The sequence below is a fragment of the Schaalia sp. JY-X159 genome (assembly GCF_014525425.1).
In the GTDB taxonomy this organism is placed as follows: domain Bacteria; phylum Actinomycetota; class Actinomycetes; order Actinomycetales; family Actinomycetaceae; genus Scrofimicrobium.
Genome location: NZ_JACEXI010000003.1, coordinates 279439 through 303275, shown reverse-complemented (window position 1 = coordinate 303275; position 23837 = coordinate 279439). Strand labels below are relative to the sequence as shown.

Sequence of the window (23837 nt, the reverse complement as noted above, 5' to 3'; positions counted from 1 at the left end):
AACCACGCTCTAGTGTGGGGGATCTTGGAAAGGTGGGGTAAGGATGAATGGTTGGGTAAGTGGGCTCCTGATCGTGGCGGTGCTACTAACACTGATCACGGCGCTGGTGGCAGTTTGGCTCCTGATACGCAACGGGACCGGTAAGGACGCCGACTTGGTCAGGCAGGTAGCGGGACTACGTCAGCAACTGCAGATTGTTGAAGCAACATCCGGATCCAGGTCGGTTGAACTACAGCAGGTCTTAGAATCACGACTGGCTGGCATCGCGACACGCAACAGTGAGGACGCGGCGCTGCGGGCACGCAATGAATCTGTGATGCGTGAAGAGCTACAGCGCACCCTTGGTGAGCGCCTCTCCCAAATGGATATGCGACTTGTTGAACTGGCACGGGCGCAGAACGCAGGGCTCTTGCAGATGAGGGCAGACAACGCCACTGAAATGGAGAAAATGCGCGCCAGCAATGAGGCTGCACTGGAGAAAATGCGCGTGACGGTAGATGAGAAACTGCAGGGAACGCTTGAGAAGCGCTTGGGAGAATCGTTCCAACTGGTGTCGGATAGGTTAGAACAGGTGCAGCGGGGGCTTGGAGAAATGCAGAGCCTCGCAACAGATGTCGGTGGGCTGAAGCGTGTTCTCTCCAACGTGAAGACCAGGGGCGCATGGGGGGAAGTGCAGTTGTCACGTCAGCTAGAGGACATTCTCACTATCGGTCAGTACGAAGAGAACGTGGAAATCCGCCCGGGGTCCCGTGAGCGTGTTGAGTTCGCCGTGAAGCTTCCAGGACGCACCGATGACGCAACTGTCTACCTCCCCATTGACTCCAAGTTTCCACAAGAGTCCTATGAGCGTCTTCTCGAAGCACAAGAGGGCGCTGATCTGGCTGAGATCGCAGCTGCCACCAGGGAACTTGAGAAAGCACTGCGCATCCAAGCGGGACTCATCAGTGAGAAGTACATTGCAGCGCCCCACTCCACCGACTTCGCCATCATGTATCTCCCTACAGAAGGGCTGTTTGCCGAAGCACTGCGGATGCCGGGCTTCGCCGCAGACCTCCAAGCCAAGAAACGCGTCATCATCACCGGGCCCACGACCCTGATGTCCCTACTCAACAGTTTGCAAATGGGTTTCAAGACGCTCGCGATTGAAAGGCGTTCCTCCGAAGTGTGGCAGGTGCTGTCCGCAGCCAAAGCCGAGTTTGTGAAGTATGGACAGGTTTGGGAGAAGCTGGGGAAGCAACTGAAGACTGCTCAGACCACAGTTGAAGAAGCGGGACGACGCACGCGCGCCGTCGAACGTCGCTTACGAACAGTTGAAGAGTGGGAGGGCCAGGTAGTGGGCAGCGAAGCGGTTATGGAGATCTCCTCATTATCCTAAAGACGTCCGTGCAATCTTCCAGGGCAGCCCGACGCAACCGGCCTGCGGCAGCCCCCTACAGCGTTCAGAGCAGAGCAGATTCGGCAGGTTTACCATGACATCAACGTCCACCAATGCTTACCCCCAGGTGCCTACTGCGTGGTACAACATTGCTGCTGACCTTCCGGAACCAATCCCGCCGCACCTGAACCCGGGAACTGGTGAACCGATCACTGTTGATGAGCTGCAGGCATTGTTTCCCCGGGCACTCTCGGAACAAGAGCTGTCGACGGAACGTTACATTCCCATTCCGGAACCGGTCCGTGAGGTTTACGCGTCCTATCGCCGCACACCCCTTCTGAGGGCCCGCCGCCTCGAGAAGGCTCTGGGCACGAACTCCCACATCTACCTGAAGTTTGAAGGTGCCAGCCCTGTTGGCAGCCACAAACCAAACTCCGCAATCGCGCAGGCATACTTCAACTCTGAAGAAGGTATCACCAAGCTAACTACCGAAACCGGGGCAGGACAGTGGGGCAGTTCGCTGGCGCTCGCGGGAGCCATGTTCGGCATTGATGTTGAAGTTTGGCAGGTGAAGGCCAGTTACGACTCGAAACCCTACCGTCGCTATCTGATGGAGCTGTACGGGGGCAAGGTTCATTCCAGCCCGTCAGACCTCACCGAGGCGGGGCGGGCAATTCTGCAGCAGCAGCCCGACACTTCAGGCAGCCTCGGCATGGCAGTTAGTGAAGCAGTTGAAGTAGCAATGAAGGACCCCCAAGCTCGCTATGCGTTGGGATCAGTGCTGAACCACGTAGTGCTTCACCAAACCGTTATCGGCCAAGAGGCAATAGCCCAGTTGGAAGAATACGGCGAAGGAGCCCCAGACGTAGTCATCGGGTGTGCAGGGGGCGGCTCAAACCTGGCGGGCCTGGCTTTCCCCTTCCTCAAAGATGTCATCAGTGGCGATGCGGACACGAAGGTGATTGCTGCCGAACCTGCTGCTTGCCCCTCTCTAACAGAGGGCGAGTACCGCTACGACTTCGGGGACTTCACCGGCATGACTCCGCTGCTGAAGATGTACACCCTCGGCAAAGACTTCGTCCCGGACCCAATCCACGCGGGTGGGCTTCGCTACCACGGGATGGCCCCCGCCCTCAGCCACACGGTGAATCTGGGTTACGTCTCCCCCGTTGCAATCCAACAGGAAGACGCCTTTAACGCTGGCATCCTTTTGGCCCGGACCGAAGGAATTGTTCCAGCCCCCGAATCCACCCATGCGCTTGCCGCCGCGATCGATCACGTCCTCGAAAGCGATGATGAGGAAGTGATCGTCATTGGCCTATCTGGACACGGACAACTGGACCTGCCTTCCTACCAGTCGTTCCTTCCCACCTACAAGAACCCTGCGGAGGCCTAGAGCAGGCACATCGTGAAATGTATACGTGGGGGCGAAATGATCACTTGGGGTACGTACCCCAAGGCCACTCTTGCTCCCCACGTATGCATTTCACGAAAATGCGGCGGAAGAGGCTCATTCCGCGCAGGGGTCGCTGCGGCGGAAGAAGTTCGTCGCAGTTCTACGCGATAATAACGATCCGCCCTCGCAAGAGTCCCGAAGCAAGATCTTCGTATGCCTGCCGAACCTCAGAGAGGCGATAGGTTGCGGCCCCTCGTCCTCGCAAACGTCCTTCACGCATTAGGTGATTCATTGCATGCGCTGCCGCGGCCAAATCATCAACCGATGCATTACTTATCGAGAAGCCACGCAGGCTGATATCTCGCGTGTAGAACTCACCGGCGGGCAGCTCAAGAATGTGTTCCATCCCCGCAGTTAGCAGGATTCGACCACCGCGGTTCATCAGAGGAACCACCGCGGCAAGATCAAGGTTTCCGCTAGTGTCCCACCAGATGTCAACGGGCCCTAAATGGCGCGCGACCTGCTCCTGGTAGTTGGCGTCGTGATAGTCAACCACCAGGGAGGCGCCAAGGCTCCTACACCACCTCTCATCCTCGGGAGATGCAGACACGGCAACTATGGCTTCCATGGCGACTGCGATCTGCAGGGCCGCGCTACCAACAGCCCCACCGGCACCGCCCACGAAGACCCTATCCCCCGGCTGCAAATGTCCTTCGCGTACAAGTCCAAGGTAGGCAGTGGCTCCACCGTGAAGAACCGATGCGGCTTCGGTGGGGGCAATACCCTCCGCAAGGTGGTACAGCCTGTCACCTTGGGCCACAACGTACTCGGCCATCGCACCTTGCCGACCATCGTAGCCAAGGCTGTTTGTCCAGACGGCGTCGCCCACCGCGAACTTGGTGATGCCAGAGCCAACGTCGACAACCACGCCCACGGCATCGCGACCCACGATGAAAGGAAACTGCAAGGTCGTTTGGTACTGTCCCGAAAGGATGTAGCGATCGATGTGGTTTGCTTCGCTAGCAACGAGGCGCACCAAGACGTCACATCTGCCAAGGACAGGCAGTGGTACTTCTTCTGTCGTGATTTTTTCGGGTCCGCCGTAGTCGTGAATCACGGCGGCGAGCATCTTGTCGCCCGTCCTCGCCGATCCTTGTCCCCTGCCGTAAACTGCGGTCTCCATCGCTGCCCCCTCCTTCGATACTAGCGAGAGATAGTGTTATTCACCACAGCTAGAGCATCATTGTCCTCCACATTGCTCCAAGAGTGCTGTCGGCCCTGGTTAGTTGGTGTCACACCAGTTGAGAAACTGTTCAGCCAGGATTACAGGCTTACCAAACTGCGCTGCCTTCTTCGCCTTGCCAGATTGAGTGCCAGACTCGGCGACGACAAGGACATCTGTCTTGGTCTTCGTCATGTTGGTCGACAGTAGCAAGCCGTGGTCGAGGGCGAGCTTCTCCATCTCTTCCCTAAAGACGATGGCACCGTCACCGCGCACGACCGTGCCGGTGAAACAGACGCGCAGACCCGGAGTCAACAGCGAAGAAGGTGCAGGCAGTCCTTCGTCCATACCTGACTGACCCGCGGAGTGAACCCCAAAACGCTCATTAAGTGCAGTGATTGTCTCAAACGAACTCCGGTCTGGCGCGAGCACACGTGACCAGATTGACTTGAGCAGTTCTTCGGCGGTGACAGTGCCATGCTGCACCCCCACCAGCGTCATTCGCTCCGCTACCCCTGGGTCCGCATGTGCGGGGGGTCGAACCAGTAGCACACCAGGCTCATCCATTGACGCACCGAAAGGGGCAGCCCACGGGGCGGATTCAGCACCATCCTTCAGTGCCACCGCGCCGTCTCGAAGGGTACGAGCGCGGTCTAGGGCACTTCCAGAGCTGAGTGCTCGCCGCAGGTCAACTGGTAGTTCTGAAGTAGGAAGTTCGCGCCCAACCGGCATTTCCACCACCAACCCACCGCGCTTCAGCTCCGTGTCGAGGCGTCCTAGCAAGTTATCAATGTCGACCCCAACGGGGATACGGTCCTGCAGTAGCGGGGAAATTCCATGCCACGCTTCGGGAAGAGTGGGAGCAAACTGGATGTCGCCAACCGTAATGCCGAAGTCACTACGCGCCGAGTAGAGGTCACAAGTCGGGTTCACAAGAGTGCTTGCTTCACGTCCATCATCGGTTACAACCGCGATTTCAACAGGGCGTGGACGGTAACGATCGCCCTCGTTTCCAACCATCAGGGCACTGAGATAGACTTCGCCGCGCGCTGACTGGGGGCGGGAAGTTGACTCAAGATAACGCCGCACCCGCGTGTCGGTCTTCAGGTCTCGCGGCAGAACATCTCGTTTGAGTACCAGTCCCTCTAGGCTGGTGCAACGACTCAAAGCCACATAGAGCTGCCCATTCGCGAATGTTCCCCCGGTTAGGTCTACGACCACCCGGTCTAGTGTCTGGCCCTGGCTCTTGTGGATGGTGATTGCCCATGCCAGCTTCATCGGCAGTTGTGTGAAAGAGCCAATCATCTCGTGTCGGATGCGTCCGTCCTCGACCGTGGGTCTGGTGATCTGCCATTCGTGTGGTTCGACCTCGACAAGATCGCCCTCGCGGGTCCGGACCATAACGGACTCGCCGGGTGTCACCTGCTCGATTCGACCAAGGGTCCCGTTCACCCAGCGGTCACCGGAGTCATTGTTGAGGAGCATCACCTGCGCCCCGACCGCAACCTCCAAAACTTCCTCAGCTGGGAACTCAAAGGCATCCCTGTCTCCGGAAGTAGTAGCGACGAACTCGTGGGTCTGGGCCGGGAGCCTTGCCAGCATCGCCTTGTTGCGGGCTGCGGCAATGCGATTCGTGGTTGCTAGTGTCAGCCAGAACTCGTCGAGGGGCGGCTCAAAGTTGGGATTCGTGCGCTGGTTGAGCTGGGCGCGCGCCTCATTGAGCAGCGCTCCGTCACGGACCCCGTTGAGGAGGGAAACCAGCTGGTAGTCGCCAAGCTGGCGGAAGACGGTGGAAAGCTCAACGGTTGGGAAGGCACCCTGGTTGAAGTTCTTCGCCGAGAAGAAAAACGGAGTGCCATAAGTCTCTTCGAAGAAGGCACGTTCTTCGTCCCGTACTACTGGCGGTAGCTGATAGAGATCTCCCACCAGCACAAGCTGCACGCCACCGAAAGGCTCACCCGGGCTAGGACCAAAACGTTCTAACGCCACAGCCATGGCGTCGAAAAGGTCGGCACGCAACATTGAAGCCTCATCAACAATCAGCGTGTCCAAGCTGGACAGCGCCTTCATAAATCGGCCGGGGCGGTAGCGGGAACTCCGCGCGTACGCGGCGTCCGCTCCTGGGCGGAATGAGAAGAGTCGGTGGATCGTGTAACCCTCTACGTTCAGAGCCGCGATCCCCGTCGGCGCCACCGTGAGGGTTTTCCGATCCGTGCTCGCGAGGAACTCCCGTACCAGTGTTGATTTCCCGGTACCCGCCTTACCGGTAACAAAAACATTCTCCCCCGCATGGAGGAGATCCAGAGCTCGCGTGAATTCTGCGGTCATGACCAATGGCATCCCACTACGTTACCCGCAGTAGCGCCGGGCGAACGCAGAACACCTCATACAGTGAAAACAGCGCTACCAAGCACCGAAAATAGACCGTGGTAGTCGGAATACAATCCCAGCAGCACACGGAAGCCTGCAGTTCGGATGACGGCGGCCGCTACTAGTCAGTAGGCGACAGTGAATCGGCTCCCCGTGTGGGTGGGCTCTTCGATCTCAGTGACGATTGCCTTTGCGAGGTCGGCGCCCGAAATATTGGACTGACCGTCCGCATCCGTTAGGAGGACGTCCCCGCCAATGCGGTAGGTGCCGGTTGCTTCACCGGGAGCCCAAGCCCCAAACCCACCCGCAGGGCTAACGTAGAACCATTCCAGGCCGCCACTGCTTGCACGCAGGTCTTCCAGGACCGCTCCCATCTCGGCGGCTTCTGGCTTGAACGCATCGGGGAAGCCATCAGTTTCAGCCAGTTTCGGACCGTCGGGTGCGACCAGCAGAGAACCCGCGCCCCCGATCACTCCAAGCCTTACACCGCTGTTGCGTGCGAGGTCGGCAACCTTCGCAAGCACACCGCTTGTCTGACCTTCCATGTCCCCCCGAGGCGACAACGCGGAGACAACGACGTCGGTGTCAGCGACTGCCTGAACTAGAACGGCCTCGTCAAGGACCGAGCCAGTTTTGTAGTCCACGCCAGCTACTGGCTGCTCGGGCGCCTTCCGACTATATGAAGTCACCTGGTGTCCGCGAGCAGCCGCTTCGCGTACAACGTTTGATCCAGCGTATCCGGTGCCGCCGATAACGGTAATGCGTGCCATGCCATCTTCCTTTCGATTGGTGCGGTTTCGATTCCGCTGTTACTTACGATAAGTAACTCACGACCGCTTGTGAAGAGGGCACTTTGAAGTGCGTTACCCACCGCAAAGCAACCCTTCGAGAACGCTTGAGTATCTGTTGGTAAGTAGCTATCGTTAGGTTACTTTGGAGGTTAGATATGAGTGAGCCAATCTGGGATCCCTACGACAAGGACTGCCCGTCACGAAAACTACTTGACCGCATTGGCGACCGCTGGACGGTACTGGTAGTTGGAACTCTTGAGTCCGGCCCCAAACGCTTCTCGGAGCTGCACCACGGTATCGACGGCATCTCGCAGAAGATGCTGACACAAACACTGCGCGGTCTTGAACGTGATGGGCTTGCGAAACGAACCGTGTATGCGGAAGTGCCGCCACGCGTTGTCTACGAACTAAGCCCTACCGGGCGCAGCCTGATCGAACCCCTCACGGCGCTTACCGCCTGGGCAACCACCCACATGACCGACGTCAAAACAGCCCAATCGGCCTATGACCAAGTGGGGCGGTCCGCTTGACCCGCACCGTCGATACCCTTGTCGAGTACTTTGTCGGCGAGTATGCCCCCGCCTCCCAAGTTCACCGCATTACCAACACTTCTGGGTCGGAGGAAGACACAAGCCGGGCGGCTTTGCGTAACCTCCTCACCGTTCGCCCTCCCGCACCTATTCCTCCTGAGATTAAGACTGCCCTCGATAGTCTGCTTGAGGACGAGGCCGCCCAGCGCGGCTCAGTGAACGCCAACGATCTGCCCGTCCTCGCCAATACCCACGGAGTCCACAGCCGCATCGGAAAGCAGGTCGCCCTGTGGGAAGGGGACCTGACCATACTCGAGGCCGATGCTGTGGTTAACGCCGCTAACGACCAGATGCTGGGTTGTTTCGTTCCTGGGCACCGCTGTATCGACAACGTTCTTGGAGCTGCGGCCGGGCCGGACTTACGCGCGGAGTGTGCCGACTACATGGCGCGGCGCCAAGGAAGTCCCGAACCGACTGAGAGCGCCGTCCTCACCGGCGGCTACCACCTCCCCGCGCGCCACGTCATCCACACTGTTGGCCCCATCATCCCTGATAGGAACCCCTCAGATGAGGACGAGGTCACACTCGCCTCCTGCTACCGCGGCATTCTGGACCTTACCCGGGACTCCGGGCTGGACTCCGTCGGTCTGTGCAGTGTGTCGACAGGCGTGTTCGGATACCCCAAGGATCAGGCCGCAGACGTCGTCCTCGACACCATTGACGACTGGTTGCGCGACAACCCAGAAGAAGCGCTACGCATAGTCATCAGCGCTTTCACAGAGGTCGATGTTGCAGCCTACACCGACGCATTGCATCGAAGGGGCGCCCTGTGATTACAAACCACCCCCGCGACCTGGTGGAAGGATCAGGAGACTTAGACGACGCGATTGCTTGGACGCACGATGCAGACCGCGTCCTCTTCGCGGCCGGTGCCGGACTGTCCGCGGCGGCGGGGTATGACTATGGTGATGCAGATCGTTTCCGAGAGTTGTTCCCGGCACTGGCATCCATGGGGTTCAGCGCGCGCTATCAGCTCATCGGCCAGCCCCTTCCTGATCGGCTCTTCTGGGGGTACTGGGCAACCCACGTTCAAGACATCCGTCTCGGGACGGAGCCAAACCCGCTGTACCAGTCACTCCGGACTCTGGCGGGCGACCGCCGCCACGGGGTACTAACATCCAACGTTGATGCACTATTCGCCCGTAACGGCTTCACTACCGACGCGCTCTATACTCCCCAGGGCGACTACGCCCTCTACCAATGCCTCACCCCATGCACCAGGCAGGTTTGGGATTCCCGGCCCATCCTCGGGCGGATTCTTGAGGACTACGATCCCCGCACGGGGACGACCTCAGAGGAAGCCGTCCCCAAATGCCCTAACTGTGGTGGCAAGGTGAACCTGAACGTTTACGCGGGATCCTGGTACATCAACGATCATTTTCAGCCTGGACTCCAAGCTCTCAATCGGTTCCTTTCCGACACAGTCGAGGCCGGAGAATCCCTGACCATTCTTGAGATCGGCGCGGGTTTCAATACGCCGGCAGTGGTGCGCTGGCCCGTGAAGGAGTTGGTGCGACAGATCCCCTCCGCCCGACTTGTCCGCATCAACCCCGAAAACCCAGGCGTTCCCGGCGAAATCGGGGATCGCGCCGGGAGTCTTACCGTGGCACCGCTAGAGTTCGTTGCGCGGGCGACGCGGCGCTAGTATGTGCCACCAGTTCGCTTCAGTATAACCTTGTGCGAAGTACGATTCCTTTGCCACCAAGGAGGTCGGCTGTCATCTTGGCGAGGTCGTCCCTGCGGTACAGGTCCGCAACCCACTCCTCGGGGATTGCCCTAGCACCATAAAGGGCGCCCGCCATCTGTCCCGTGATGGCAGCGACCGTATCCGCGTCATCGCCCAGATTCACGGCTGTGAGCACGGCGTCCTCAAACGTGTCGGTGCTCCGGACCGCCCAAATTGCTGTGCCTAGCGACGGGATAACGAACCCTGAGTTGTTCGCGGCCTCGTCATCAAACGCGTAGACCGTTTCAGCAACAAGTTGAGAAGGAAGTCCACGCTCTTTGAGGTGGCGTTCTGTCGTCTCTGCAGCCAGATCCAAGCTCTCTCTAAATGAGGTGCCCTCCATGAGATTTCGTAGAATCATCCCAAATAGGACGGTCGCTTCAGCCGCAAGATCACTGTTGTGGGTATCGCGTGCAGAGATCTCAAAGAGCCGGGCGGCCTCGTCTGGCGAGCTGTCTTGGCTGGCAATGACGGCTGGAGCAAGTCTCATGATGGTTCCATTACCTGCTGATTCCGTGGACTCTGCAATCGCCGGGATTGCTCGGAACTGGCGCAGGGCTCTTGCGGTCTGAATCCCGATGTCAAAGCAGGTTCCATTCGGGGAGTTGTGGCCGCGGACCATCCAGTCAACGTAATCCTGCATCACGGCAAAGCTGTCGTATCCGCCCTCGGCAATTATCGACTCCGCCATGCAGACCGCCATGATCGTGTCATCAGTCCACGCTCCAGGGTCAAGGCCAAATCGTGGCGATGGTTGGTACCCGGTTACCTTGGGAAAGGTGCCCGGGGTAAGGAACTCCACCGGCGCCCCCATTGCATCCCCAACTGCCAATCCCCAAAAGGCCCCAAGGGCTCTGTCCTCACTACCCTGCATCTTTGCTGCCTCCTCCTCGGTCGACTTTACTAGTCCGCGACGACGCCGAAGTTGACCTGCTCGTAGAATCGGAGCAACCCCGTTCACAGCCCCGGAGAAAGGTCATGCTGACCGCCCATGCAGACAACGCAACTAGCAACTGGCGGCGAGGGCGGTTACCCCTGCTACCGCATCCCCGCCCTCGTCGTCACACCGGCCGGAACGCTGCTCGCAGCGTACGATGGTCGCCCCAGTCCGGACGACCTACCCGGACCGATTGATCTTCTTCTGCGCCGCAGCCACGACAATGGCGACACCTGGGAATCACAGGAGGTCATCCGCACCGGAGATGGCTTCGAAGGGTTCGGCGATCCGTCGTTCATCATTGATCACGACACCGGCACCATCCTGGCCTTCCATGCAACAGGCACCCTGGCCGGGTTCTTTGAGGCGGTCGAGGGTTGGGACCCTCCCGACCTCGTACAACACGTCGGGTTGTCCGTCTCGGATGACGACGGGCGCACTTGGACGCACAGGATCATCACCGATCAGCTCAAGAGACCCGGCGTTTCGGGAATCTTCGCAGCATCTGGCACCGGAACCCAGGTCCGTTCCGGTAGGTTCAAAGGGCGCCTAGTTCAGCCGATGGTGCTGCGCGATCACGACCAGATCACTGCCGCAGCCATATTCAGTGATGACCACGGTGAGACTTGGACCCTGAGCGCGCCTATCGGTGTCGGGACCGACGAATCGGCCGTGGCTGCGCTTGCGGAGGGACGACTCCTGATGCATTCGCGATCGGTCGGGCATCGCCTGGCTTCTTATTCCGAGGACGGAGGCGCCACCTGGTCGGCCCCACAACCCATCAAAGCACTGCCAGACCCCAGCGACAACGGCTCTCTCATCGTCCTCAGCCAAGCCGCCGACGGGGGCGGTCCCCGTGCCGCACTCCTGGCCTCGTCAAACTTGGATCCGAGCCTGCGCCGCAACACTGCGTTGAGCATTTCACACGATGGAGGTGAAACATGGCCCCACCAGCTGGTACTTCAACCTGGTAGTTCTGCATACTCATGCGCCGCCCAGCTTCCCAACGGCCGCATAGGAGTGCTCTATGAAGAGGATGCATACACGCACATCACCTTCACTTCCGTGGCGCTGGCGGAGATCGAAAAAAGTGGTCCCGCAGACCCGGTCCAAGCCGGAATTGCCTGCCCCGAAGTGCCAATGCTTGAGGTGATCCGCGAGGCAATCAACCCGGCGCCTCCGCCGAACTGGGATTCCGCAAGCGACACTCGGACTTCTGGCAGTGACGGCGTAGATGCAGAGGTGTGGAATGCTACAGCGGCTCGATTTGGCGCGGCAGGTAGAGTCTTCGTCGGCACCCGCGACGCTCAGCGCCACCTCTTTGGAGCACCGAAGCCGGGATTGCGCGCGGGCGACACCCTACTGTTCAATGCTCGCGTGCGGATGCCCGAGGACGAAGGGGTGAACGCAGTCGTCCTCGAGCACCCCGGCGGGGCCACCGAACCCCGCGACATCCCACCTGGGGGGCAGGCAACCTACTTCCGTCTCCCTTACACTGTCACCGACGAGGACGCCCGAAACGGCGTGGTCTCGGTCCAGTTCCTGGTACCGACGCTCGCGTTATCCCAAGAGTTGGTCTTTGATACTAGGGACTGAAAATCGAGGCGGAAACCGGTCTAAGTCGCAAGGTTACCCAGAGTTTTCTTCCGGCTCCGGATAGGTGATTTCCAGTCCGTTAACCTTGGCGAAGGGAGTGATTGTCGCAGGCCGCGTAACACCCTCCGAGATGATGTCAAACACCGGCGTATCCCTGACCAGTAGTGCGTCTGTGATCAGCCTGCGGTGACATCGCCAGGGCACAGCTTCGCTGCACATGATGGCCGTACTGCCGGTGTCATTGACTTCTATCAGCTCCTGCAATTCTGCCCGGAAGTTGGGTGTTTGCATATAGTCTGCGTAGTCGCGAAAGGCTTTGACTCTCCACCCGTCATTGACGCTGGGGGTACCCGCGCGCGTATGGCGACGGCCGCCCAAGTCCTGAATCCACTTGTAATCAATGTCGTCGGGAAGAGACTTGACTATGGCATCTTGGTTCCATTGTGGAAACGCGCGTGAGGACGGGTAGGAACGCACATCGACCAGTGAGGTGACCCCATTCTTTCGGAGCATCCGCACAAGTTCGTCAAACGCGCGCGTCGAATGACCAATCGTGAACACAGTGCTTCTTAGACCGTGTAGCGCAGAATGCCCGTGGCCTGGAGTTCGCCGGGCATGTCATCTTCGCGCAACGCTAGGACTTGGGCGCCTGAGAGTAGTGCACGCCGCGCAATGTCCTCTAGCGCGTCGTGTTCTGTATCCAGCTCTAACGCACCGCCGTCCGTCACTGAGCCGGCGACTTCGGCGTTCATGTCGATAGCGAGTATATCGATTGCCCCGAAAGCCGCTGCTCTGGCCAAGTCGCTAAGGTCCGATGAGGCGAGGCCATTTGCCTGCAACTCGAAGAAGGTCTCATGTAGTTCCTTCAGGTCCTTGGCATAGATTGCATCGAGGATTTCACGGGCTGAGTCTGCAAGCTGCTCTTCGGTGAGCGCGTCAGGGTTGCCGGTGATAGCGTCCTCGGCAACGTGTGCGTAGCTGGAGTTCTGACGAAAGATGCTGAGCGTTGGTTCAGTCGCGGCAATTATCAGGGGAAGTGTTTCTCCATTGAGCAGGGGGCGAAGCGCGCGGTCGACGGCGCGAGCATACTGTGCAATACGCACCTTCCTCCCCTCATCTCCCTGCAAACGTCCGCCCTGGGTCGGCCCCGCGATTGAGGTGAGCCTCGAAACGCTGGCCGCATCGTCAGGCATGTCAGCAACCGGGAGCTCCTGGGCGGGACCGTCCGCGCTGACCTCAACCAGGCGGGCCCCGTTCTGGGACAGAGCAAGGACAAACGCGGCCTGCGGGAAGGTGACCGCGCGGAGGAGAGAGGTGATCGCGAACCTGTCCCCCACTGCAAACTGCGCCTCCAACTCATTTGGGAGCCTCAGTTCCAAGGCACTGGTAGGAGTCAGGAAAATGGCCAGGCTACGACCCAGGTTGGTCCAAAAGTAGGCATCTTCAAGTAGGTCGTCAAACTGGACCTGAACTGCATCTGCGTCGTCCTTGTCAGCGGTGTCGCGCACGACCTCCATCGCCGCGTCAAACAGAGCGCGAGCCTGCAGAAGGTTGTGTTCCGATTCGGTTGGGAGCGGACTGGTTGGGACGTAGATCGTCACGCAAAGAGGGTCACGCAGACTGGCGATCCGGGTGACATCATCTCTGGTTGGCATATCGATGTGCATTTGTTTCTCCTTATCAATACTGACTTGGGGCATTGGTGCACGTTGCGCACTCCCCTGGAGAAACGGGTCGCCCCTCCCCAGGGGACCTAGCTTCGAGGCTAGCATCACAGCGGAGAGGATGAAACCCGGGTGAATCGCCTCAGTTGACTACGGGGACCCCGGTGGCCGAGGACGCCTGCTCGAGTGAACCCAGGTTGACGACATTGGTAAACCCGGCCTGCTCCATCATCGCGGTGGCCTGACTGGACCGGTTTCCTGAGCGGCAGTAGACCACGTACTCCGCCTCGGGATCCAGGTTCGGAATCGCTGCCGCGACTTCCCCACCGTTGAAGTCCAGCAGAGTGGCACCCTCCAGATGTCCGGCTGCATACTCCTCAGGAGTGCGGACATCCAAGATGATCGTCTCCTCGCTCACCTGCAGCGCCGAGTCGCTTGCGGCGCCACTCCCGGAGCTGCAAGCAGCGATGCCGAAGACGAGGACGAAGGCGGATAGTGCGAGTGCGATCATGCGGCGCATTATGTGGTCCTTTCAATCGATATGCGTTATACCCTACAGGGTATTCTGGCCTTTCAGCTATTCTCAGTGGCCCGACCTCGACTATTTGAGTACCCCATGGATACGGTCTACGAGGATTGGCGCCATAGTCTGCGCATACGTCTGGGTGACATGGTTGGTGTCCAGATAGATTTGCACGTTTCCAGCGATCGTTGGGCAAACCTCACCAGAGCAGTAGAGGTCCATCACGTCGACGTAGTGAAATCCGGGTATTTCGAGGAGGGGATCAATAATGCCATCACCGGCGAAGTGGTCACTTCTATTCAACAGGCATCCCCCATAGGCGACGTCTGGGCCCTGACTCGGCGCACATTGGTACAGGTCCGTGTTTGCTCGCAGATTATCTCGGATTCCCACAACGGTGGCCCCTGTCGCAGCTACGGACTGCACCAGCTCCACCACGCCGTGCCCCAACTGCTCGACACCATTGGCGCTAGTCGCGGTGACGATCAAGAACACATAGTCAACCGGGTTCTCCTGCAGGTACTGCAAAATCATGGCGTTGTGCCCCGCACAGTCCTCCCCACTCGCCGGGTCAGGGGCCGACCAGGGGCAGCCCGCCTTTAGAGCGGCCTCGACATAGTACCCATCCTGGTCCGCCAAGAGACGCGCCGCTGGCATTAATACCTGCTCGGCATGCGAACTCCCGCCCACAAAGATACGAGGGTTTGCGGGGTCGCCATGTCCGTGGCATCCGGTCTTGGAATGCTGAAGTAAGAGAGCTCGTGCGGGGTCAGAACACTTTCCCTCATACATCACCCACTCGTTCTCGAGGGTTAGGGGACCTGGGATAGCATCGCCCTCGAACGCGAAAGGCCCTGAATAGACCATGGCGGCTGCCCCGGGGAAGCCTGTCAGCGGTGGTAGCGGCTCCGGCGCAACTTCCAGGTCTACCCCTGCGCCCTCGTCGTTCATGGTAAGGATGTCGACAAGGGCGGGTTGGGTAAGAAGCGCATCCGTCGTGATCTGCGAGTCTTCGGAATTGCGGAACTGCGCCTGCGAAGTCTTCCACAACCCCACCTGGATGTTGAATACGAAAGTCAGTCCCAACCACAGGGTCAAGCCGATGATCTGGGTTTTGCGCAGTGTCGTATTGGCCCAGGCCAGCCTACGAATCGGTGTGTCCACATATTTGGTCAACGCCGCTGCGAGGACAATGGAAACTGCCATGAGTGCAATCCCATCTACGACCCCAAGAGCCTCCTTATCGACAGCGACTAGGTAAAGCACGAAAATCGGCCAGTGCACCAGGTACACGGAATACGAGACACTTCCGAGCATCACCAGAGGACGCCACGAAAGGGCCCTTGCTGCTGGCCCGCCTTGCGCAGCAAACAGCAGCAGGGCACTGGTCGCCAGAAGGGGAACGGCCGCCATCGGTCCGGGATAAGTGCCGATCGAGACTAGACAGAAGAGCACGAGGACGCCCAGCGCCACAACGGACACCGTCTGTGCCGCCCGCTTTGGAAGCCGCAGATAGGGCGCCAGGGCAGCGATCGCGGACCCTAGTGCAAACTCCCAGATGCGTGCCCGCGTGTCAAAGTAGATCGTGCCAGAGGGGTCCGAGGTCGTCACCAGCCAGATCAGCGACAGCGCCGTGATCGCTACAAAAACCCCGAAGATGGCGCGCCTCACCGACAGCCCCATCTTGCGTGCAATCACCACCGTCAGAGCCATTAGCGCCGGCCAAAGCAGGAACATCTGCCCCTGCATAGACATGGACCACAGGTGTTGCAGTGGGCTAGCTAGAGCATGGTCTTCAGCGAAGTAGTCGGTAGAGACATGCGCGAGTAACCAGTTCTGCCAATAGGTCAGGGACGCGAAAGACTGGTCGACCGTGTCCTGCCAACGTCGTGCAGGAAGAAGCGCGATCGATGCTGTCAATGTCACCGCCACAGTGATTGCCAGCGGGGGCAGCAGTCTCTTGAATGTTGTTGCCCACCGTTCCAGCACCGAAGGCGTTGCGCCTGCTTCACTCCGCCGAATAAACGAGGATGTCATCAGGAATGCAGAGATCATGATGAAGGCGTCGACACCGATCGGGGACCCCACGAACCACGCGTGGAAGAACAGAACCTGCAGCATCAAAACTGCACGAAGGCCCTGAATGTCCTTGCGATGAGGGGTCTTCTGAAGGGTCGAAACGGGCGCGACCATACCGACCTCGCCCACTTGCTATCCCCTATCCGTGACGCATATGCCCACGGCTCCTGATTTTAGGCCACCCCTACTTAGGCAGAGCGTTCCAACGGGTGTGATCCTGACTGCGCTGCGAGTTCTCCCGTGCGGAGGACAGGACTCAAGTGCACGTGCGCAGACTAGTGGTTCCCGCCAACATCGCAGGTGCCACCCGGGCAATACTGCGGAGCTTGCTTGCCGAAGCGAGCTTGAAGCGAGCAGCCGACACAGACTCCAAACGCAGCCTCTAGAAACAGCAACGTCAAGCAGACGCTACAAAGCGCCAACGTCAGCCATAGCGGAGCGGAGAGCAAGCCCATACTTGTACACGAGACGAGGGCGAGGGCGAATCCGAGCCACCAGGCGAACTCCTTCTGCGGTGCACCAACCCACTGCGGTTCCCGCCCTCGCACAGCGAGACGGCCGAGGGCGAGTGTCGGAGACCAACGGTCCCCCGCCATCAGCCGCAACAGCATGTCCATCATGAAGAACATTCCAAAGGGTTGCAGCGGCCGAGACGTTCCTTCGACGAGCGCCGCGAGGAAGGAGATGAGACCGAGAGAAAAGAGTATTCCGGCCCCAATCCGCACCGCACGTTCGTCAATCACAGGCACAGAGTACCCCGGGACGATCCTTCCGATATGTGGAGCATCGGGCTCGGTCTTGGCAATTCTTGGGGTCTTTGTACTACTAGCGCTCACGGGGGCCTCTCGGTCTGACTAGATAATACCCTATAGGGTATCAGACCCAGGAGTTCTCGACGCTCCTGCCGACACCGGCGACGGGCTCCGACGGCTCGCACTAGACGTTCAGGGAGGCAATCAACTCCTCAACTCGCGCCTTGATGGCGTCGCGGATGGGGCGGACAGCGTCAAGACTCCGGCCAGCGGGATCATCGAGGTTCCAATCTTCGTAGCGCTTCCCGGGGTAGAACGGACAAGTGTCACCACAGCCCATCGTGACGACAACATCTGAGTCGCGGACTACGTCAGTTGTAAGAGCCTTCGGTTGTTCAGCGGCAATGTCAATGCCTTCTTCAAGCATTGCTTCGATGGCTACGGGATTGAGCTGGTCAGCGGGGACCGAGCCTGCCGAGCGAACTTCAATTCGACCACCACCGAGGTGGCGCAGATAACCTGCTGCCATCTGAGAACGACCGGCATTGTGCACGCACACGAAGAGCACTGACGGCTTGGAAGGAGTCACGGCTGAACCACTTTCCGTTGCTGGTCGATTGGTTGACTCACTGAGCAGCTGCTCGGATCTGGCAGACCTCCAAGGAATTCTCGTATCATCTCAAGTCCTTGCGGAGTGGCGTGATAGTGCGCCCACTTGTGCCTCATCTCCCGGCTAATCAGACCCACCTTGACTAGGCGGCCTAGGTGATAAGAAAGAGTCGGCTGACTGATCCCGAGACTGTCCGGCATATGACAGGCACACACGCTGGAGCAGCAGTTGGCAGATATGTGGTGAAGCAGCTTGACGCGGACTGGGTCGGAGAGCGCCTTAAAGGTGGCGGAGACCTGATTCGCCACGTCATCGGCAAGGACTAATGCCCCCTGCGGGACACAGTCAACTACAGGGAGATTCTGAGTCATGACCGAGAGCATACCACTTCAGATTGACAGTTATCGATATGAGCCGTAGCCTTCATATCGAACATCATCAATCTGAGAGAGGTGTCCACATGATCCAGGTTTTCGAAGGCCCGCTTTGCTGCAACACCGGGGTTTGCGGCCCAGACCCCGACCAGGCGCTGGTGAACTTCACCGCGGATCTCGACTGGCTCCAGCGCCAAGACGTACCCATTAGACGAGTAAACCTGGCACAGGATCCAGCTGCCTTCGCAGACAGCGATTTGGCTCGCTCCTTTATACAGAAGGTCGGCGCCTCTGGGCTCCCACTGATCGTCGTCGACGACGTAACTGTCGCAACCGGCCGTTACCCCTCTCGCTCCGAGCTGGCTCGGATCGCGGGTCTGGAAGCACCAACCGATGTCGCGGCAAGCGGCTGCTGCAGCGAGGACTCTCCTACCTCAGCGGGTTGTTGCAACACTCCTCAGAGAGCATCCATCCAGCCCACACCTCAGGCATAGAGGCGGTCAAGATGATCGAGCTCATCCATAACCCTCCCAGGTTCCTGTTCCTAACTGGCAAAGGCGGTGTCGGCAAAACAAGCATTGCCTGCGCCAGCGCAACGGAGCTCGCACGCCGAGGGAACCGGGTCCTGCTGGTCTCCACCGATCCTGCCTCGAACGTCGGGCATGTCTTCGACCAACCGGTCGGTAACAAGATCACCCCGATCGAGGGTGTGAAAGGTCTCGACGCACTGGAGATTGACCCCGAGGATGCCGCGGAAGAGTACCGCGAGCGCGCCCTCGCCCCCATTCGTGACTTTCTGTCAGCGACCGACCTTGCCGACGTTACCGAACAGCTGTCGGGATCCTGCACAACCGAAATCGCCTCGTTCAACGAGTTCACCAGCTTCCTCGCAAGCGACGAAACGACGCGAGACTACGACCATGTTGTCTTCGATACCGCACCGACAGGCCACACCGTCCGGCTCCTCAAGCTACCCGGGGAGTGGACTGACTTCCTCGAGGACGGCCTTGGCGACGCCTCATGTTTGGGTCCGATGGCCGGCCTAGATAAGACCCGAACCACCTACGCTGCCGCACTCGCAGCCCTTGCCGACCCGGAAGTGACACGACTTGGCCTGGTTGCCCGTCCGCAAACCTCCTCACTAGCTGAAGCCTCCCGCACGGCCGATGAACTTGCCGAAGCCGGGGTGCGCGCCACCCACCTGGTCGTCAATGGCATCCTTCCCGAGGAAGGTGTCGAAGACGCCCTCGCTGATGCCATTCGCACTGAGGAGGCATCCGCCCTGGTTGACATGCCTGCGAATCTCTCGGAACTTGTCATCGACAGGCTCCCGCTACGATCCCGCGATGTCATGGGCCTCAGTGCACTCACCACATTGCTGTCCGAGACTGCAGATCAAGCCCATGTCTCACACGAGACACCTATCAGCACCCGTGAAACGCTGGGGACCCTGACAGACACTATCGATCAGCTGGCAGCTCGGGACCACGGCCTCGTCATGCTCGTGGGAAAGGGAGGTGTGGGCAAGACGACAATGGCCGCCGCCATCGCTGTCGGCCTGTCCGATCGTGGCAAAGACGTGCTCCTAACCACCACTGATCCCGCCGCTCACCTTTCCTGGACCGTGGGAGATGAGGGAACCTTCGAGGTCTCCAGCATTGATCCAACGAAGGCAGTCGAAGACTACCGACGTCACGTCATGGAGACCAAGGGCGCCGCACTAGACGATGCTGGACGCGCGAACCTCGCAGAGGATCTGCGCTCACCGTGCACCGAGGAGGTTGCGGTATTTCAAGCCTTCGCAGCGGCCGTGGAGCAGTCCACTCACAGGTTCGTCATCATGGATACGGCGCCAACCGGGCACACACTACTCCTCATGGATGCCACTGGTTCCTACCATCGCGAGGTTGCCCGCAACCTTCCCGACGAGGCCGGACACACGCCCCTAACCCGACTTCAGGACCCCGACAACACCACGGTCATCATCGTCACACTGCCGGAGACAACTCCGGTGTTGGAAGCCGCTGGGCTTTGCTCTGAACTAGGCAGAGCCGATATCGCCACATGGGGATGGATCGTCAATCGCGCGCTGACTCCCACCGATACGTCCAGTCCGCTTTTGACCGAGAGGATTCATGCGGAGCAAGACCCACTGAAACACGTCAAAGCCCACGCCAGCCGCATAGCTGTCACGCCTTACCGCGAAACCCCACCCGTTGGTGTTGGGCAGCTTCGCGCGTTGGGAACTGCCCGGTAGCCAGAAAAAGCTCAGCACCCTGCAGTTGTTGGCGCCCGGTCTTGAAGATGGAGGACCTACTGGAGTCCGCTCTGCGTGTCCACAGCACCTGATTGTGGGCGTTTTCCACAGTTCGGTCGTCTCCGGTCGCCAGTGTCGCCGACCTTCCAGCAGACTGTGTCCATGGTGGCAGACAGAAGCCACATAGGCGATACTGGGAGGATGATAGAGGTGTCAGTAGAAACACTGGCCACCGTGCTCACGGGGCTGGGAGTTGTCGTCGCGATGTTCTCCGCAATGGCAGTCTTTTCCAGCAGCCTGCGCAGAGAGATCCGGGAAGTGGAAAGCTCACTTCGCAAAGAAATACAGGTGGGAGACGAATCCCTGCGCACCGAAATCAGCAAACTCCGCACAGACATGCAAGCCGGAGACGAATCCCTGCGTAGCGCAATGCAAGCCGGAGACGAATCCCTCCGCACCGAAATCAGCAAACTCCGCACAGACATGCAAGCCGGAGACGAATCCCTCCGCACCGAAATCAGCAAACTCCGCACAGACATGCAAGCCGGAGACGAATCCCTCCGCACCGAGATCGGCGAACTCCGCACCCAAACACAGAATGCAGATGACGCGCTTCGGCAGGAAATCTCAGAGCTACGCGGCGATATGAAAGCCGAGCTTCGTTCCCTAAATGACCGTCTTGACGGTACCAACATGAGGATTGATCGCCTCGTGGATTCCCTGAGGATGCCGGCGAGCGCCTAGTGGCGCCTGTCTGCCATGCCGGTAGCAAGTAAACGCAACGCCTCATGCGTCGGGCTGCCAGGCTCTGCTGTCCAGACTACGAGTTGCTGGTCGGCGTCATCGGCCTCGGCGAGTGTGTCCCAGTCGAGTACGAGTTCCCCCACTTTCGGGTGGATCACAGTTTTGGTCCCGGTGGATAGGCTGGCAACTCCTTGGGCCACCCACCACTGGGCGAACTGCGCGTCGGACACTGAGAGCTCACCAACCAAGGTAGCGAGACGCGGGTCATCGGGGTACCTAGCGGCCTGCATCCGCAGTTGCGCTACAGCGGTCCTTGCGACGGACTCCCAGTCCTTATAAAGTCGGCGCATCGCCGAGTCGGTAAAGAGGGTGCGCACGTAGTTGCGGTGCTTAGCAGGCACCTGGCCAAAGTCGGTGATCATTGCTGCGGCAAGCCTGTTCCAGGCCAAAACATCCAGCCGCCTGCCCATCACAATCGCCGGAGTTGTCACCAGATCGTCAAGCAAACGCTGGAGTTGAGGTTTGACTTTCTGCACGCTCTGCCGGGGGCTCCTTGTGGAGGGTTTGCCCGCAAGGTCAAGCAGGTAGCGACGCTGGTCCTGGTCAAGACTGAGCACATCGGCAAGGGTGTTGTGGACAGGTGCTGAAGCTTGGATGCGTCCCTGCTCAATACGCGTGTAATAGTCGGTGCTGATGGAGGCGAGTGTTGCGACCTCCTCCCGACGGAGTCCCGCAACACGGCGGGGCCGAACACCGTCTGGAAGGCCTGCTCGGCGAGGGCTTAGTTCGGCGCGGCGGGCCTTGAGGAAGGTCCCGAGCTCGTTGTACAGCATGTCGCGTTTCATTCCTCCATTGTCCTTGAAACCCACGACTATGTGAGGGGGATAGATCCCTCCCAGGATAGAACTCTCCACTCCCGTGAAGCGGGAAGACGCAGGAAAATGTACATGTGCTGATCAGAAGAAACCAGCAAAATGAACAGGAGAAGCCATGACGAGACCGTACGTTTTCTGCCACATGATGACGTCACTGGATGGGAAGATAATCGGCAACTACATGCGGACGCCGGAAGCGGACGCAGCCCCCGTGCCCGATGGAGACTTCGTCGCCGTGAGTGATGCAAGCAAGTACTACATATCTATTGACCCCTCCGGACGGCTCGGCTGGGACAGTGCGGAGATGACTTACCGAACCACCACTGCGCACGTCATCGAGGTCCTCACCGGAAGAGCATCGAACGCTTATATGGCGTTCCTACGAAAGCTGGGGATCTCCTATGTGATCGCCGGGGATACAAGTATTGACTTCGAGCTGCTCTTGGACAAGCTTTCAGATCTATTCGATGTCCAGACGCTGATGCTGGGAGGCGGTGGCGTCCTCAACTGGTCCTTCATCCAAGCCAACCTCTGCGATGAACTTAGTGTCGTCATCGCCCCCACCGCGGACGGGTCTTCAGATACGCCCGCGACTACGGCGAACACAGCGACTTCCCCGTCTACTCAGGAAAGTAGGGGAAGACGCGCCGTCCGGGGAAGCCTCCTACCTCAGGAAGCCTGCTTCTCCTGAGCGTTCAGCAACTCATTTGAAATCCGCACAACCCAGTTACCAACTTCCGGGTCCGGGAGGATCGCATCCGCACTGTAAAGAACCCGCGAAGGATCCGCCGACTCCTTGGTTGCCCGCCCAACAATGCGTTCCTGGAACATTGGATCATAGGAAACCAACTGCGGAACCACTACCACCTGGTCGGTTTGTTCAAGCATTTTGTTTATCGCATCCACCGTGGGCTTGCGGCTGTAATCAACCAGATGCCCGCACCACGCGTGGGTAGAGGCCACAACTCCCAAATCCTCCTCCGCGTGACGCCGGGTCTCTTCGAAGAATGCCGTCCACTCGTCATCGAACTCGGCACTGCCATAACCAACAAGCACCAGGCCCGTGCGGGTGTCATCCGAGGCCCGCTTCCCCAGCAACTTGTCGGCCCGACGGGCAAGGTTTGCCCTAACGAGCCCAGAGAAATCAAGTGTCGGAGAGAACTGAATGTCCGCTTTGGGGTGATACACCTCAATGTTTTCCGAAGCCAGCTGAGCCAAGAGCTTCGGATCATGGGATTGTCCACAAATCGCCGGGATGTCATCAAGGCTGTGGTCACTGACCGTGAGCAACAATGGAATGACAAGGACATCGGTGATCCCATCGGCGTCAAAGGCCTTGAGCTGCGTGGCGATTGACGGCTCCGAGTACTCCATATAAGCAGTGCGAACCTGCGCCACCCCGGGGATGGCAAGTAAGTCGTCCGCCACCCAACGTCCGCCACCCAACGTCGCCGATGTCGGCATATGTCGCCGATAAATCACCAAAACAACGGCGATATATGTCGACATCGGCGACCTAGTGACAAGCTCGAGACGAACCCTGGATAACGGTGCGCGGTTGGCTCGATTTCGTCCGTCATCACACCGTTATTCAAGCCAAACGCGCACCGTTACGCCAAACGCGCACCGTTACGCTCGGGGGCGGCGAGATAGGGATAGCGGGATAGCGGCCCCAAACAGCACGACACCGCCCTGGACCAAATCGTCGAGCGGCTCGGCGTGTCCGGCGATCGCTACGACGCTGCAGGCATGCGCGCCGTCGGCCGCTGACGCAAAGAAAAAGGGCCAGGCAGGACCCGCAACCAAGGGCGGACCCTGGCCACAAGTTCAAACCTGACCCATCTGGGGTGATCGCGCTGCGCGCATCAACCCCTGCGTCGGCCTCGGAAGTGTGAGCAAGCTCCCACTTCTCTCAGCTCTCCTTGGGGTTCCTGCGTAGAGAGTTTTCAAACCCTA

The 23837-nt window shown here is 59.3% G+C and carries 24 protein-coding genes; 11 read left to right on the top strand and 13 right to left on the bottom strand.

Going from position 1 to position 23837, the window contains the following annotated elements; all coding sequences use genetic code 11:
• The first annotated feature begins 43 nt into the window (after window positions 1-43).
• Both IDL90_RS06955 and IDL90_RS06950 read left to right on the top strand, forming a co-directional pair.
• Window positions 44-1375, top strand: coding sequence for a DNA recombination protein RmuC (locus IDL90_RS06955; RefSeq protein ID WP_187994891.1), 1332 nt, complete (start codon window positions 44-46; stop codon window positions 1373-1375).
• A 94-nt stretch (window positions 1376-1469) separates the two neighbouring features.
• Window positions 1470-2771, top strand: coding sequence for a TrpB-like pyridoxal phosphate-dependent enzyme (locus IDL90_RS06950; RefSeq protein ID WP_187994890.1), 1302 nt, complete (start codon window positions 1470-1472; stop codon window positions 2769-2771).
• Between the two features lie 160 nt (window positions 2772-2931).
• On the opposite strand, the gene IDL90_RS06945 is transcribed toward IDL90_RS06950, so the two are convergent.
• The 3 genes from IDL90_RS06945 to IDL90_RS06935 form a co-directional block, all read right to left on the bottom strand.
• Window positions 2932-3954, bottom strand: coding sequence for a zinc-binding dehydrogenase (locus tag IDL90_RS06945; protein WP_187994889.1), 1023 nt, complete (start codon window positions 3952-3954; stop codon window positions 2932-2934).
• A gap of 99 nt (window positions 3955-4053) precedes the next feature.
• Window positions 4054-6321 (bottom strand): AAA family ATPase, encoded by a 2268-nt coding sequence (locus IDL90_RS06940; protein WP_223175247.1) that lies wholly within the window; start codon window positions 6319-6321, stop codon window positions 4054-4056.
• A 167-nt stretch (window positions 6322-6488) separates the two neighbouring features.
• A complete protein-coding gene (locus IDL90_RS06935; RefSeq protein ID WP_187994887.1) occupies window positions 6489-7133 on the bottom strand; it encodes an NAD(P)-dependent oxidoreductase in 645 nt (214 codons plus the stop codon).
• A 176-nt stretch (window positions 7134-7309) separates the two neighbouring features.
• On the opposite strand from IDL90_RS06935, the gene IDL90_RS06930 reads away from it, so the two are divergent.
• The 3 genes from IDL90_RS06930 to IDL90_RS06920 are packed head-to-tail and all read left to right on the top strand — an operon-like array spanning window position 7310 to window position 9389.
• Window positions 7310-7684: a helix-turn-helix domain-containing protein gene (locus IDL90_RS06930; protein ID WP_187994886.1), complete on the top strand. Its 375-nt coding sequence runs from the start codon at window positions 7310-7312 to the stop codon at window positions 7682-7684.
• The gene (locus tag IDL90_RS06925) at window positions 7681-8517 is read left to right on the top strand and encodes a macro domain-containing protein (protein ID WP_187994885.1); all 837 of its coding nucleotides are present in this window, start codon (window positions 7681-7683) and stop codon (window positions 8515-8517) included. Before IDL90_RS06930 ends, IDL90_RS06925 begins: the two co-directional genes overlap by 4 nt.
• Window positions 8514-9389 carry an NAD-dependent protein deacetylase of SIR2 family gene (locus IDL90_RS06920; protein WP_187994884.1) on the top strand — a complete coding sequence of 292 codons (876 nt, stop codon included), beginning with the start codon at window positions 8514-8516 and terminating at the stop codon, window positions 9387-9389. The genes IDL90_RS06925 and IDL90_RS06920 overlap by 4 nt, the downstream gene beginning before the upstream one ends.
• A 19-nt stretch (window positions 9390-9408) precedes the next feature.
• Here the strand turns inward: IDL90_RS06920 and IDL90_RS06915 are convergent, their stop codons facing one another.
• Entirely contained in the window at window positions 9409-10344 is a 936-nt protein-coding gene (locus IDL90_RS06915) for an ADP-ribosylglycohydrolase family protein (RefSeq protein ID WP_187994883.1), read from the bottom strand.
• Between the two features lie 117 nt (window positions 10345-10461).
• Here IDL90_RS06915 and IDL90_RS06910 point away from each other — a divergent pair, with 117 nt between their 5' ends.
• A complete protein-coding gene (locus IDL90_RS06910; protein ID WP_187994882.1) occupies window positions 10462-12003 on the top strand; it encodes an exo-alpha-sialidase in 1542 nt (513 codons plus the stop codon).
• 33 nt (window positions 12004-12036) lie between these two features.
• Here the strand turns inward: IDL90_RS06910 and IDL90_RS06905 are convergent, their stop codons facing one another.
• The 7 genes from IDL90_RS06905 to IDL90_RS11865 form a co-directional block, all read right to left on the bottom strand.
• On the bottom strand, window positions 12037-12564 hold the full coding sequence (locus IDL90_RS06905; RefSeq protein WP_223175246.1) for a DUF488 family protein: 528 nt from the start codon (window positions 12562-12564) through the stop codon (window positions 12037-12039).
• A gap of 8 nt (window positions 12565-12572) precedes the next feature.
• Window positions 12573-13670 carry a hypothetical protein gene (locus IDL90_RS06900; protein WP_187994881.1) on the bottom strand — a complete coding sequence of 366 codons (1098 nt, stop codon included), beginning with the start codon at window positions 13668-13670 and terminating at the stop codon, window positions 12573-12575.
• 139 nt (window positions 13671-13809) lie between these two features.
• On the bottom strand, window positions 13810-14187 hold the full coding sequence (locus IDL90_RS06895) for a rhodanese-like domain-containing protein (RefSeq protein ID WP_187994880.1): 378 nt from the start codon (window positions 14185-14187) through the stop codon (window positions 13810-13812).
• An 81-nt stretch (window positions 14188-14268) separates the two neighbouring features.
• A complete protein-coding gene (locus tag IDL90_RS06890) occupies window positions 14269-16398 on the bottom strand; it encodes an acyltransferase family protein (protein WP_223175245.1) in 2130 nt (709 codons plus the stop codon).
• A gap of 146 nt (window positions 16399-16544) precedes the next feature.
• Window positions 16545-17012, bottom strand: coding sequence for a DUF4395 domain-containing protein (locus IDL90_RS06885; protein WP_223175244.1), 468 nt, complete (start codon window positions 17010-17012; stop codon window positions 16545-16547).
• A 193-nt stretch (window positions 17013-17205) separates the two neighbouring features.
• Window positions 17206-17610, bottom strand: coding sequence for an arsenate reductase ArsC (locus IDL90_RS06880; protein ID WP_187994879.1), 405 nt, complete (start codon window positions 17608-17610; stop codon window positions 17206-17208).
• Window positions 17607-17870, bottom strand: coding sequence for an ArsR/SmtB family transcription factor (locus IDL90_RS11865; RefSeq protein ID WP_398397286.1), 264 nt, complete (start codon window positions 17868-17870; stop codon window positions 17607-17609). The genes IDL90_RS06880 and IDL90_RS11865 overlap by 4 nt, the downstream gene beginning before the upstream one ends.
• On the opposite strand from IDL90_RS11865, the gene IDL90_RS11520 reads away from it, so the two are divergent.
• From IDL90_RS11520 to IDL90_RS06860, 4 genes are all read left to right on the top strand, one after another.
• On the top strand, window positions 17832-17957 hold the full coding sequence (locus IDL90_RS11520) for a hypothetical protein (protein WP_262509096.1): 126 nt from the start codon (window positions 17832-17834) through the stop codon (window positions 17955-17957). The two genes, IDL90_RS11865 and IDL90_RS11520, sit on opposite strands and share 39 nt — an antisense overlap.
• 134 nt (window positions 17958-18091) lie before the next feature.
• Window positions 18092-18499 carry an arsenite efflux transporter metallochaperone ArsD gene (arsD, locus tag IDL90_RS06870; RefSeq protein WP_187994878.1) on the top strand — a complete coding sequence of 136 codons (408 nt, stop codon included), beginning with the start codon at window positions 18092-18094 and terminating at the stop codon, window positions 18497-18499.
• An 11-nt stretch (window positions 18500-18510) separates the two neighbouring features.
• The gene (gene arsA, locus IDL90_RS06865; RefSeq protein WP_223175243.1) at window positions 18511-20262 is read left to right on the top strand and encodes an arsenical pump-driving ATPase; all 1752 of its coding nucleotides are present in this window, start codon (window positions 18511-18513) and stop codon (window positions 20260-20262) included.
• 210 nt (window positions 20263-20472) lie between these two features.
• Window positions 20473-21006 carry a DUF4407 domain-containing protein gene (locus tag IDL90_RS06860; protein ID WP_182141163.1) on the top strand — a complete coding sequence of 178 codons (534 nt, stop codon included), beginning with the start codon at window positions 20473-20475 and terminating at the stop codon, window positions 21004-21006.
• On the opposite strand, the gene IDL90_RS06855 is transcribed toward IDL90_RS06860, so the two are convergent.
• Complete coding sequence (locus IDL90_RS06855; RefSeq protein ID WP_187994877.1) at window positions 21003-21851, bottom strand: helix-turn-helix domain-containing protein; 849 nt, start codon at window positions 21849-21851, stop codon at window positions 21003-21005. The two genes, IDL90_RS06860 and IDL90_RS06855, sit on opposite strands and share 4 nt — an antisense overlap.
• A 145-nt stretch (window positions 21852-21996) precedes the next feature.
• Here IDL90_RS06855 and IDL90_RS06850 point away from each other — a divergent pair, with 145 nt between their 5' ends.
• Window positions 21997-22572, top strand: coding sequence for a dihydrofolate reductase family protein (locus tag IDL90_RS06850; protein ID WP_187994876.1), 576 nt, complete (start codon window positions 21997-21999; stop codon window positions 22570-22572).
• Here IDL90_RS06850 and IDL90_RS06845 read toward each other — a convergent pair.
• A complete protein-coding gene (locus IDL90_RS06845) occupies window positions 22551-23390 on the bottom strand; it encodes a sirohydrochlorin chelatase (protein WP_187994875.1) in 840 nt (279 codons plus the stop codon). The two genes, IDL90_RS06850 and IDL90_RS06845, sit on opposite strands and share 22 nt — an antisense overlap.
• Window positions 23391-23837 lie beyond the last annotated feature (447 nt).